Annotated in this window: 10 protein-coding genes and 1 pseudogene; 5 read left to right on the top strand and 6 right to left on the bottom strand. The window is 74.7% G+C overall.

From position 1 onward, the window contains the following. Window positions 1-163: 163 nt before the first annotated feature. The 5 genes and pseudogenes from SZN_RS16365 to SZN_RS16345 form a co-directional block, all read right to left on the bottom strand. On the bottom strand, window positions 164-1369 hold the full coding sequence (locus tag SZN_RS16365) for a hypothetical protein (protein ID WP_007496323.1): 1206 nt from the start codon (window positions 1367-1369) through the stop codon (window positions 164-166). After that, a complete protein-coding gene (locus tag SZN_RS16360) occupies window positions 1366-3054 on the bottom strand; it encodes a DUF3492 domain-containing protein (protein ID WP_043731097.1) in 1689 nt (562 codons plus the stop codon). Before SZN_RS16360 ends, SZN_RS16365 begins: the two co-directional genes overlap by 4 nt. Window positions 3055-3242: 188 nt before the next feature. Continuing rightward, window positions 3243-4370 (bottom strand): annotated as a pseudogene (locus SZN_RS16355) (ABC transporter ATP-binding protein); the annotation flags it as partial. A gap of 222 nt (window positions 4371-4592) precedes the next feature. After that, window positions 4593-5993 (bottom strand): DUF3152 domain-containing protein, encoded by a 1401-nt coding sequence (locus SZN_RS16350; protein ID WP_007496315.1) that lies wholly within the window; start codon window positions 5991-5993, stop codon window positions 4593-4595. Between the two features lie 8 nt (window positions 5994-6001). Continuing rightward, complete coding sequence (locus tag SZN_RS16345) at window positions 6002-7006, bottom strand: alpha/beta fold hydrolase (RefSeq protein WP_007496313.1); 1005 nt, start codon at window positions 7004-7006, stop codon at window positions 6002-6004. A gap of 274 nt (window positions 7007-7280) precedes the next feature. Between SZN_RS16345 and SZN_RS16340 the strand changes: the two genes are divergently transcribed. The 4 genes from SZN_RS16340 (at window position 7281) to SZN_RS16325 (ending at window position 9386) form a co-directional block, all read left to right on the top strand. Beyond that, on the top strand, window positions 7281-7544 hold the full coding sequence (locus tag SZN_RS16340) for a hypothetical protein (protein ID WP_007496310.1): 264 nt from the start codon (window positions 7281-7283) through the stop codon (window positions 7542-7544). 242 nt (window positions 7545-7786) lie between these two features. Then, window positions 7787-8428: a TetR/AcrR family transcriptional regulator gene (locus SZN_RS16335; protein WP_007496308.1), complete on the top strand. Its 642-nt coding sequence runs from the start codon at window positions 7787-7789 to the stop codon at window positions 8426-8428. A 145-nt stretch (window positions 8429-8573) separates the two neighbouring features. Further along, window positions 8574-8801, top strand: coding sequence for a DUF3107 domain-containing protein (locus tag SZN_RS16330; protein WP_007496307.1), 228 nt, complete (start codon window positions 8574-8576; stop codon window positions 8799-8801). Window positions 8802-9116: 315 nt separating this feature from the next. After that, complete coding sequence (locus tag SZN_RS16325) at window positions 9117-9386, top strand: hypothetical protein (protein ID WP_007496305.1); 270 nt, start codon at window positions 9117-9119, stop codon at window positions 9384-9386. A gap of 245 nt (window positions 9387-9631) precedes the next feature. On the opposite strand, the gene SZN_RS16320 is transcribed toward SZN_RS16325, so the two are convergent. Next, window positions 9632-10384, bottom strand: a complete 753-nt coding sequence (locus tag SZN_RS16320; RefSeq protein ID WP_078508663.1) for a ferritin-like fold-containing protein — start codon at window positions 10382-10384, stop codon at window positions 9632-9634. 289 nt (window positions 10385-10673) lie between these two features. On the opposite strand from SZN_RS16320, the gene SZN_RS16310 reads away from it, so the two are divergent. Further along, window positions 10674-12192: DEAD/DEAH box helicase (locus SZN_RS16310; RefSeq protein ID WP_007496300.1), on the top strand; the 1519-nt coding region annotated here is incomplete at its 3' end.

Raw genomic sequence — 12192 nt, 5'->3', positions numbered from 1 at the left:
GCCCTTGCCGCCGTACGCGCGTGGCCGGCCCGAGGGCTGCGCCTGTGCTCGCTTGTCCGCGCGTGGCCGACCGGGGGTGGCGCCTGCGCTCGTCGCGGGTGGGCTTCCCGGGGTGGCACCTGTGCGCGTACGTGGGGGCCTGGTGCCGGTCCTTTCGCGAGGGTCAGCATGGGGCGGGCCTGGGGGCGTGGGCTGACGCTCTGGTGAGGGTGCGGGCGGCGTGGAGCAGGAGGGTCAGGGCTCCCGCGCCGCAGGCGATCGTCGGGATCGCCGAGGTGCCCCAGGTGGCGACCAGGGTCTGGGTGGGGGTGGCCAGCCAGGAGGCGCCGGGGAGGCGGGCCGCGAACACCGTGGCCAGGGCCGTGGCCTCGGCGGAGGCCGCTGCGGTGAGGGCCAGGGCGGGGGCCTGGGTGAAGCCGTGGACGGTGAGGAGGCGGGCCAGGAAGAGCAGGGCGCCCAGGGTGAGGGTGCGGGCGTAGGCGGGAGGTTCGTCCAGGGCCGCCGCGGTCAGGGTGAGAAGTGCGGTCAGGGTGGCCAGGTAGAGCGTGAAGGCGCCCAGGAGAAGGGGTTTCGCCGAGGTGGCGAAGTCCTGGAGGGCTCGGCTGGCGGAGAGTCTGCGGCGGGCGCGTACGGCCAGGAGGTGGGTGCACCAGGCGGCGGGGGCGCAGGAGAGGGCCAGAGCCAGGAGGGGGGCCGTGGTCAGGGGCCAGGGGCCGCCCGCGGCGCCGGTGGGCAGGGCGTCGGGGCCGCCCGCGACGGCTGCCCGGAGGAGGCCGTCGCCGAGGACGGCGTACGCGAGGAGCCAGCAGGTGCGGGTGGTGGCCGAGGGGGCGCGGTGGGGGGTGGCGAGCGGGCCGCGGTGCAGGGCCGCGCGCAGGGCGAGGATCACGGCGAGAGCGCCCGCGGCGGCCACGGCTTGGCGGGGCCGGCCCTGGGTGAGGTGCAGTCCGGCCACGGTGGCCGCGCAGAAGGCGCCCGGCAGGAGGCTGAGGAGGATCCAGACGGCCCGCGCGCGGGGCGGCGTGAGGGGGGCGGGGTCGGCGGGCTGTTCGTCGTCGCGGGGGACGCGCGCGTACATCTCCTCCGCCAGGGAGAAGACGTCCCGGTGCAGGAAGCGGGCCGCGGTGCGGTCGGTGACGCCGTGCGCCTCCAGGCCGGCCGCGATCTCCAGGGGGTCCACGGCGCGGGCGCACAGGTCACGGTGACGGTGCATCAGCGCCTTGACCGGGTCGGCGGCGCCCGCGCGGCGGGCCCGCCGGGGCGCCGGTCCGGGCTCGCCGTCGGTGGTGAGCCATTCCCCGGACTGCTCGCCCCAGGCGCCGGGGCTGGTCGGCGCTTCGGGGCGGTCCAGTCCGCCGAGCCCGCTCATCGCGCTCCCTCCGGTTCCGGTGCCGCGGTCGCGCGGACGGGCGGGTGTGCCGGGCCGCCGCGTGCGGTCACGCGCGCGGGGCGCTCGGTCCAGCGGCCGGGGATGTGGGCCTCGGCGGGCATGGCGAACGGCAGTGGCTCGCCGCTCCCGTCGAGGACGACCCGGCGGACGGGGGTGCGTGCGACGATCTCCAGGTAAATGCCGTGAAATGCCGCGATGTTCTGCTCGACGGTGAACAGTTCGAGGGCACGCGCGCGTGCGGCCGCACCCAGGCGCTCACGGCGCTCGGGGTCGCGCAGCAGCGCCACGCACGCCTCGGCGAGCGCCCGCGGATTGCGCGGGGGTACGACGAGCCCGGTGCCGCCGATGACCTCGACCACGGCGCCGACGTCGGTGGACACCGTCGCCCGGCCGCAGAACATGGCCTCGACGAGTCCGACGGGGAAGCCCTCGACGACGCTGGACAGGACCGTGACCGCGCCGCAGGCGTACGCGTCTGCCGGTGACGGGATCTCGGGGCCGCCGATCTCCTCGAAGGAGACGGGGTTGTCGCCCGCCCGGTGCGGCCCGTCGGCCTCGTCGGGGAAGAGCTGTGCGGCGAGGGAACGACAGTGGGCGAGGTAGGCGGCGCCCTCGGGGCCGGCCGGGGCACCGACGATCCGCAGGCGCGTCGCCGGCTCCTCCTTGCGGACCTCGGCGAAGGCGTGCAGCAGGGACACCAGGTCCTTGGCGGGTTCGACCCGGCCGACCCAGACCAGCGCGCCCGGGTCCGCGCACGCGGCCGTCTCGCCGACGTCCGCGAAGCGGCTCGCGTCCATGCCCGGGTAGACGGTGCGCAGCTTCGCGCGGTCGGCGCCGCACCGTTCCTGCCAGCGGCGGGCGTGGCCGTTGCCGGGGGTGACGAGCGCGGCGCGGCCGTAGGTCTCGGCGGCGAGGCGGCCGTGGAAGGCGGCGAGCAGGGAGCGCACGGGGGGCGGGGCCTCGGGTGCGTCCAGGTAGTGGGCGCGCAGCCGGACGCCGTACTCCGTCACCAGCAGCGGTACGCCGGCGAAGTGACGGGCGAGCAGTCCGGGCAGGGCCGCCACCCCGCCCGCGGTGGCATGGCACAGGTCGACGGAGCCGAGGCCGTCGTCGCCGTACCAGTCGAGCGAGAGGGGGCGCAGGGCGTGTTCCAGGTGCGCGGCGACCGCGAGGAGTTCGGGCACGCGCGCCTCGCGCGCCGGGCGCGGGGCTCCCGGCGCCCGGCAGGCCCGCTCCAGGATGCTCACCGCGGTCTCGGAGCGCAGGGCCGCCACCAGGCCGCCCTCGTCGTGGGCGAGGTCGGCGAGCCCGTACAGCGCGTTGCTGAAACGGTCCGCCTCAGGGGCGGAGGGGTCCGTGCGCCCCTCGGACGCCGGTGCGCAGAGCGCGGCGGCCAACTCGCCGTAGTGCTCGGCGAAGCGCCGGCGCGCACGGCGGCCGTGCACCACGCCGTCGTCGTCCGCGCTCCACATGGGGGCGGTGCGCACCCGGCCGACCTGCGGGGGCAGCGGGATCCACCCCTCGTCCTCCTGGCGCTCGCTGCGGCTGAGCGCGTAGAGATCGAACTCGTGCTGCGCGAGCCCGCGCACGAGCCGGTCGCACCAGAGTCTGGCGTCACCGCTCACATACGGGTAACCACCCTCCGCAATCAGTCCGATGCGCACGTGTACACCCCCGATCTCCGTAAGGGAGCCGCCGTTCCTCCGGCGGCCCACAGCGGGACGAACGTATGCGGACAAGGCGGTGGCGCGACGGACGGTTGTCCATCGCGCCACCAAAAGGGGTGAACGGTCGTAACTTTCCCGTGCGGGCCGCGTTCGGTCGCGCTAGGAGAGCGGACGGGCACGCATCGTCACTGGTGAACCGGTTCTGCGGCGGTGCGGGGGCGGTCTTCGTCCGATGGTCCTACCGCGGACAGTTGCGCGCGTTCCGCACCCCGCCGCGCCGCGACCCGCGGATCGAGCGCCGGTACGGTGGCCAGGAGCCGCCGGGTGTACGGGTCGCGCGGGTCGTCGTGCACCTCGTCGGCCGGTCTCGACTCGACGAGCCGGCCGTGGCGCATCACCGCGACCCGGTCACTGACCCTGGCGCTCGACGGCGAGGTCGCGGGCGATGAAGACCAGCGCGAGGCCGAGTTTCGCGCTGCGACCCGCCGAGCAGCGCGACCACTTGGGCCTGCGTGGTGACGTCCAGCGCGGAGACGGGCTCGCCGCAGGCGACGACGCGCGGGTCGGCCGCGGATCGGCCGCGGATCGGCCACGAGCGCCCGCGCGATGCCCTACGCGCCGGCGCTGTCCGCCGCTGAACTCGGGCGGTACCGGTCGTGGTGCGCCGCTTCGAGCTCCACGCGCTCCAGGAGTTCGCGCACCCGCCCCCGGATGCGCCCCTCCTCGGGTTCGCCCCGCGCGCGGAGCGGGTCGGCGATGGACTCGCCCCCGCCGCGGCGGGGGTTGAGGAAGGAGACGGGGTCCTGGAAGACCGTCTGCACGGCCGGATCGACGCTCCCGCGCGCGTGCCCGTCGTGGCGGGCCTCCCCGGCCGCGGGCTCCAGAAGCCCGACGAGCATGCTGCCCGGAGCCCTTGCCGCTGCCGCTCTCCCCCACGACGCCGAGGGTCTCCCCGCGGCGCACGGTGAGCGCCACGTCGTCCAGGGCCGTGAACGCCCGCTTGTCGCACCCGAAGTCGCGCCGCAAAGTGACGGCCTCCAACACCGGCTCACCGCGGGCCCCGGACGCCTCGCGGACGGCCCGCGGACGGCCCGCGGTGTGTCCACGCGCGGGACAGCGCCGAGGAGTTCACGGGTGCAGGGCTGTACCAGCGCGCTGAGCACGTCGGCCACCGGGCCGCGCTCCACGACCCGCCCGTGCCGCATCACAGGGACGTCGTCGGCGCTCTCCACGGCGACACCGACGTCGTGGGTGACCAGGAGCAGCCCCACGCCGGTCTCCGCGCGGAGCGCGTGCAGAAGGTCAAGGATCTGCGGAACGGGCGGACGTCTGCCCCGCCACCGGGCCACCGGGCCACCGGGCCACCGCGCCACCGCGCCACCGCGCCACCGGACCACCGGACCACCGGACCACCGGACCACCGGACCACCGGACCACCGGACCACCGGGAAAGCGTGGCCTGGTCAGCGGGTGAAAGCCATGGCGGAGATGAGGAAATCACGACGCCCCTGTCGGTGTGACATGGGCGTCACCCGTCAACTCCGGGGCGAGGGCCAGGGGTTGGGCCGGCACTTGATCCCGTCGTGGTCGAGGAACTTGGTCTGCTGTTGCATGACCGGCGCGAGATCGCCGTCCTTCTCGCACTTGACGTGGCCGAAGCCGAGCCGGTGGCCGACCTCGTGGTTGATCAGCATCTGCCGGTACGCGTGGATCCGGTCGCCGTACGTCTCGGAGCCGCGGGCCCAGCGGTAGGCGTTGACCATGACGCGCTCGGTGGAGGCGGAGTCGCACGAGACGTTGTCGTCGGTGGTGTCGAGCCCGGACTTGGCGCACCACACCGCGGTCGTGCCGGGGCTGGCCAGCGTGATCACGAAGTCGGCGCGGCCGGATCCGACGCGCTGGAAGGTGCGGGCGCCGTCGCGGGACCAGCCGCGGTTGTCGTTGAGGGTCTTCTGCACGGCCTCGGCGAACAGCTCGCCGTCGAGCCCGAGCCCCCGCTCGACGTCCACGCGGTAGGTGAACTTCTGCCCGCGTGAGGGGACCTTGTCGGTGCCGCCGATCGCGTCGAACTTCCCCGGCCCCTCGAAGTCGGCGGCGAGGGCGTAGGTCTCGGCCATCTTCTGGTCGTACGTCAGCGGCACCGCGCCCGTCGACTCGGACGGCGTCGGCCGCCCCTCCCCGCGCGAGGCCGGGTCCCGGGTGTCGCGCACGCCGTCCGCGGCGGACTGCGGCTGCCCGCCGGCGTCCTGGCGCCCCTTGGCGACCTGTCCGGTGACGACGACGGCCAGCACGGTGACGACGGCCGCCGCGGCGATCCCGGTGAAGGCCCGGCCCTTGCCGCCCTTGGCGGGCTCGGGGCCGTCCACGGGCGGCGCGTCGCGGAGGAGGGTCCCTGCACCGCCCCCGGCGCCCCGGTCGGCCGCGGAGGCGTACGGGTCGGCGGCCGACGAATCGGCGGCGTACGCGGTGGCGGTCCTGCGGGGCTCGAAGGCGGCGACGTACTCCTGGCGGGGGCCCTCGGACCGCGAGGCCCGCCGGGGGCGGGGCACCGGGGCACCGGTCGCGGGCGGGGCGGCGGCGCCGTGAGCGATGCCGGTACGGCCCCTCGGCTCGCCCCAGCCGCCGCCCGGTTCACGCTGCTCCGGGTGACCGCCCCGGGCCTGCGGGACGCCACGCGCGGGCGTGCCGTCGGACAGGCGGGGGAAGCCGTGCGCGGGCGTGCCGTCCGGCAGACGCGGAAAACCGTGCGCCGGGGTGCCGTCCGGCAGGCGGGGGAAGCCGTGCGGGGGCGTGCCCTCGGCGCGGCGAGGACCGCCGTCGGGCGCCGGGGTGCGCCGGGGAGCGGGTGGGCCGGAGGGGCCGGCCTCGGAGCCCTGTCGTGCGTCGGTCTCGGCGGCGTCGCGCTTGGCGAGCCCGCGGCGGCTGTGACGTCCCACGTCGCGCCTCAGCTTCCCGAACCCGCGGGCAGGGCGTCGGCGCCGCCGTCACCGCGGCCGTCACCGGCCTCCGCGAGGAACGCGCGGACCGCGCGGGCGACGACGTCCGGGTACTCCATCATCGCCACGTGCCCGGCCTCCGGAAGGCTCAGCAGCCGGGAGTCGCGGAAGGCGCGCACGGCCCGCTCGGACATGCGGTGCCCCACGAGCTGGTCGCGTCCGCCGTAGACGAGGAAGGTGGGTGCGAGCACCCGCTCGGCCTGGCGCCACAGGGCGTGCTGGCCGCCCAGCGTGTAGGCGTTGACCAGCCCGCGCGCGGAGCGCGTCATCGCGTCCCAGAAGTACGGCAGTTGCAGGCGGCGCTCCATCTCCTGGACCGCGTCGCCGAAGCCCTCGGGCGAGACGCGCGCCGGGTCGCCGTAACACAGCTGCAGCACGCCGCGGACGCGCTGCTCGGCCGTCCACTGCCGGGTGAGCCGGGTGAACAGGGCGGTGACGCCGGGCACCGCGAGCAGGCCGGTGGGCACGGCGCTGCGCTGTACGCGGATCTCGGGCAGCGCGGGCGACACGAGGGTGAGCGTACGCACCAGGTCCGGGCGGACCGCGGCGACGCGCGTGGAGACCGCGCCGCCGAGCGAGTTGCCGAAGAGGTGCACCGGACCGCGGCCGGAGGCGTCCAGACAGCGGATCACCGCGCGTGCGTGCGCGGTGAGGGAGTAGTCGCCGTCGTCCGGTGGCGGGGAGTCGCCGAAGCCGGGCAGGTCGACGGCCTCGCCGTCGACGTCGCCTTCGAGCTGCTCCATCAGCGCCGACCAGTTCTGGGAGGAACCGCCGAGGCCGTGGACGTAGAAGGCGGGCGGCAGCCCTTCGCGCGCGGGGGGCCTCGACCGGACGGTGAGCGTCACGCCGGGCAGCCCGACCGATCGCAGCCGCTCCCCCTCCGCGACCCTGACGGCCGCCACCTTGGGGAGCACGTTGGCGGCCGGCACGGAGGGCAGCTCGGTCGAAGACATGCGGCAATGTTACGAGACGATCACGCCCTGGTTCATGTGTTCGCCGTCACAGGCCGGCCGGAACGCGGCGGCGCCCGCGCCGGGAACCGGCGGAAGGGGGAACCGGCTCCGGAGCCCGCTCCGGGAGCGGCCCGAGCGGTCGCGGCGCCCCCGCCGACCGCATGGCGTCCCGATCCGGTGTTCCCTAGGCTCGTACGCAGGGCACCCGGATACGGCCCCTGCCGCGCCCGGGGACGTCGTGCCCCACGGGGACGTCCTACGAAGGGAGCCCGCCATGGCCGCCGTCGACCCCACCGACCCCGAGAGCTTCGCGCACGAGGAGCCCAGGGACCCCGGGGACTACGAGGACGTCGATGCCACGGAGGACGCGCCGGAACTCGGCGTCGAGGCACCCGCGGCCGACGCCGCCGAGCAGCGGGCGGACGTCCGGTCCGACCGCGACGACCCGCTGACCGGCGCCGACCGGGACCGGGCCGACGAGGGCGACCTCGCCGAGCAGGCCCGCGTCGTCGCGACCGACGAGGACGACTACCGGTGACGTGACCGCTCGCGGCCGTCCGGCGGCGCGCGGACCGCGGCTCCGTCCTGTGCGAAATGCGGTGCCCCTGAGCGGAAATGAGCAATCCCCCTGCCCCTTCCAGCCTGATTTCAAACCTTCTGCGAGGCTTTCGTCACCGTCCGGTCCGTGAAATTCTGCGCTCGCACCGCGCACACCGGGGTTACCGAAAAGTACGATGGCCGCGCGGCGCACACCGCATGAGGACGACTTTGGGAGGCGGCGTGACAGCCATCGAGCAGACAGAGGCGGCACGCCCGCGAGGCACGCGCCTGCCGCGCCGTGCCCGACGGAACCAGCTGCTGGGCGCCGCCCAGGAGGTGTTCGTGGCGCAGGGCTACCACTCTGCCGCGATGGACGACATCGCCGAGCGCGCCGGGGTCAGCAAGCCGGTGCTCTACCAGCACTTCCCGGGCAAGCTCGACCTCTACCTCGCCCTGCTGGACCAGCACTGCGAGTCCCTGATCCAGTCCGTGCGGCACGCGCTCGCGTCGACGACCGACAACAAGCAGCGCGTGCGGGCGACGATGGACGCCTACTTCGCGTACGTCGAGGACGACGGCGGCGCGTTCCGCCTGGTCTTCGAGTCGGACCTGACGAACGAGCCCGCGGTGCGCGAGCGGGTGGACAAGGTCACCCTCGAGTGCGCCGAGGCCATCTGCGACGTCATCGCCGAGGACACCGGCCTCTCGCGCGCGGAGTCGATGCTGCTGGCCTCCGGCCTCGGCGGACTCGCCCAGGTCGTGGCGCGCTCCTGGCTGCACAGCGACCGCAGCGTCCCGCGCGACCAGGCGGTCCAGTTGCTGACGTCCCTGGCCTGGCGGGGCATCGCCGGCTTCCCGCTGCACGGCACCGAGCAGCACTGACGGGACGCGTGCCGGGCGGATGTTCCCGTGCGCTGTTCGCTCCTGGCGTTCTTCGGCGGAGCGTACGGGTCCCCTCACCGGGCTAATGTGTGCTGGTACGGCGCGGAAGGTCGCGCACTTCACTGACCGTCGGAGGGACATAGCCGTGGAGGTCAAGATCGGCGTGCAGCACGCGCCCCGCGAGATCGTTCTGGAGAGCGGTCAGACTGCCGAGGAGGTCGAGCGGGCGGTGTCCGAGGCGCTGGCGGGCAAGTCGCAGCTGCTGAGCCTCGTGGACGAGCACGGCCGCAAGGTCCTGGTCCCGGCCGACCGTCTCGCGTACGTCGAGCTCGGTGAGCCGGCCCCGCGCAAGGTGGGCTTCGGCGCGCTGTAGGCGCATCCGCCGCGAGGGCGGGGTACGCGGGGGCCCGGCGGCCGGTGGTCGCCGGGCCCCCGCGGCGTTGTCGGGCCCCGCGGAGCGTCGGGCCCGTGCGGGGTTCGCGGTGCCCCCGCCGACCTCGGTGTCCCGGCGGGGTCTCGGGTGTCTGGGTGTCTGGGTGTCTCGGGTGCCTCAGGGTCCCGGGGTCCTCGGGCGCCCTCCTCGGACGGCGGACGGGCCGCTCCCGGGGGAGGATTGGATTTCGCAGGTCAGGGGTATGACGGGCTACGACCGTTTCGTGCAGGTCGGCCACGTGGGAGGGACCCCAGCATGCTCTTGGAAGCGCTCAGCTCCGCGATCCTCGGCCTGGCCCTGGCATGGGCCGCGGCGCACCGTCTGCCGCACCGCATGCCCGTGCGTTCGCTGGTCCTGTCGACGGGTGCGGCGGGCGGTCTCTTCGGAGCGTTCCTCACCCACAGCGCACTGGACTTCGGCAACCTGCTGGTGATCCTCGTCGGCGCCGGGGTCGTCTCCGCCGCCTCGCTCTCCCTGCTGGTCCGCCCCGCGGGAAGACTCGGCCGGCACTCGGCGACCGCGTAGACCCCGGGAAGCGGCCGCCGTCTCCGTGACGCCGCCGCGTCCCCGCGGTCCTGCCGTGCGCCGACCCCGGACGCGCGGGGCCTGCGACTCCTTGGACATCCCCGTCGCCTCCTCGGGGAGCCCGGCCCCGGGCGCACGGGGCCGGCGAGGCCCGGACACGCGGGGCCGACCCGCACGGCAGGCTCCCGACCGCCACCGACCCCGCCTGTCCGCGCCGGTGGCGCAGGCGTCCCGGGCGGCGGGCCTCAGGCCGCGAGTCCGAGCGCGGCCATCCGCTTGGTGTGCGCCTCCGTGATCCGCGAGAACATCTTGCCGACCTCGGCCAGGTCGAAGCCGTCGGCGACCCCGCCCACGAGCATCGTCGACAGCGCGTCGCGGTCGGCGACCACCCGCTGCGACTGCGACAGCGCCTCGCCCATCAGCCGCCGCGCCCACAGCGCGAGCCGGCCGCCCACGCGCGGGTCGGCGTCGATCGCGGCCCGCACCTTCTCCACGGCGAAGGTCGCGTGCCCGGTGTCGTCGAGGACGGCCAGCACCAGCGCGCGCGAGTCCGCGTCGAGCCGGGCGGCGACCTCCCGGTAGAAGTCACTGGCGATCGAGTCGCCGACGTACGCCTTGACGAGCCCCTCCAGCCAGTCCGAGGGCGCCGTCTGCCGGTGGAAGCCGTCCAGCGCGGCGACGAACGGCTCCATCGCCTCCGTGGGCTCCGCGCCGATCTCGGTCAGCCGGTCGCGCAGCTTCTCGTAGTGGTGGAACTCGGCCGACGCCATCTTGGCCAGCTCCGCCTTGTCCGCCAGCGTCGGCGCCAGCTTGGCGTCCTCCGCCAGGCGCTCGAACGCGGCCAGCTCGCCGTAGGCCAGCGCGCCGAGCAGATCGATGACGGCGGCCCGGTACTGCGGGTCGGCGGCGGCCCGCGCCCAGTCCTGGGCGGCGACCCCGGTGTGGGCGACCGTGGGGTCGGAGCCGGCGGCGTCGGGGATGTTGTCAGGCGTCGTCATGAAGCGCACAATAGCCCGCTCGCGGTGCCTCGGAAGTCCCTGGTCAATCACTGTGACGACGACTACGTGACCAATTCGGCCATCGCATGTGCGCGTTTCCGGGGTATGGTGGTAATGCGCCTGCTGGGTACTGCGATGTATCCGACGGGCCGCACGTTATGAGGATGCCCGGTCGGTGGCCCGATCGGCTCCGACCCGACAGCCCTCCCCGTCCGTACGGCACTGATGCGTACGGCGACCGGAGGGACACCCTCAGCGGTACGAGCGCTAGAGCGTCGTCAGTGGTCCCGTGCCTTACGGCCCGACCGTACGGCAGCCGACGTCCCCGGCACGGTCCGTCAAGACCCCCGCGCTCGCCTCGCACCGCGTACACAGAAGAGGCAGCACCCTGACTACGACTTTCCGAGAGCTCGGAATCCTCCCCGAGACGGCCGAGGCCCTGGAGGCCGTCGGTATCGTCAACCCCTTCCCCATCCAGGAGATGACCCTCCCCGTCGCCCTCTCCGGCACGGACGTCATCGGCCAGGCGAAGACCGGCACCGGCAAGACGCTGGGCTTCGGCCTCCCCCTCCTGGAGCGGGTGACCGTCCCCGCCGACGTCGAGGCCGGCCGCGCCGGACCCGACGCCCTCACCGACGCCCCGCAGGCGCTCGTCGTCGTCCCCACGCGCGAGCTGTGCCAGCAGGTCACCAACGACCTGCTGACCGCGGGCAAGGTGCGCAACGTCCGCGTCCTCGCGATCTACGGCGGCCGGGCCTACGAGCCCCAGGTCGAGGCCCTCAGGAAGGGCGTCGACGTGATCGTCGGCACCCCCGGCCGCCTGCTGGACCTCGCGGGCCAGAAGAAGCTCGACCTCAAGCACATCAGGGCGCTCGTCCTCGACGAGGCCGACGAGATGCTCGACCTGGGCTTCCTGCCCGACGTCGAGAAGATCATCAACATGCTGCCGGCCAGGCGCCAGACCATGCTGTTCTCGGCGACCATGCCGGGCGCGGTCATCGGCCTCGCGCGCCGCTACATGTCGCAGCCCACCCACATCCGCGCCACCGCGCCGGACGACCAGGGCGCGACCGTCGCGAACATCGCGCAGCACGTCTACCGCGCGCACAACATGGACAAGCCGGAACTGGTCGCGCGCATACTGCAGGCCGAGGGCCGGGGACTGGCCATGGTCTTCTGCCGCACCAAGCGCACCGCGGCCGACCTCGCCGACCAGCTCCAGCAGCGCGGCTTCGCCTCCGGCGCGGTCCACGGCGACCTCGGCCAGGGCGCCCGCGAGCAGGCGCTGCGCGCCTTCCGCAACGGCAAGGTCGACGTGCTCGTCTGCACCGACGTCGCCGCGCGCGGCATCGACGTCGAGGGCGTCACGCACGTCATCAACTACCAGTCGCCCGAGGAGGAGAAGACCTATCTGCACCGCATCGGCCGCACCGGCCGCGCGGGCGCCTCGGGCACGGCGATCACGCTGGTCGACTGGGACGACATCCCGCGCTGGCAGCTGATCAACAAGGCGCTGGACCTGGTCTTCAACGACCCGGTCGAGACGTACTCCACGTCCCCGCACCTCTTCGAGGAGCTGAAGATCCCCGCGGGCACCAAGGGTGTCCTGCCCCGCTCGGAGCGCACGCGCGCCGGCCTGGCGGCGGAGGAGCTGGAGGACCTCGGCGAGACCGGTGGCCGCGGCGCACGCGGTCGCGGCGGCCGGGGCGGCCGTGACGACTCCCGCGGCGCCGACCGCGAGCGTGCCGCGCGTACGCCGCGGAGCCGTCGCCGCACGCGCGGTGGCACCCCCCTGGAGGGCGGAGTGC

Source organism: Streptomyces zinciresistens K42 (assembly GCF_000225525.1).
In the GTDB taxonomy this organism is placed as follows: domain Bacteria; phylum Actinomycetota; class Actinomycetes; order Streptomycetales; family Streptomycetaceae; genus Streptomyces; species Streptomyces zinciresistens.
The sequence above is the reverse complement of the archived record's forward strand: the minus strand, read 5'-3'. Positions and strand labels throughout refer to the sequence as shown.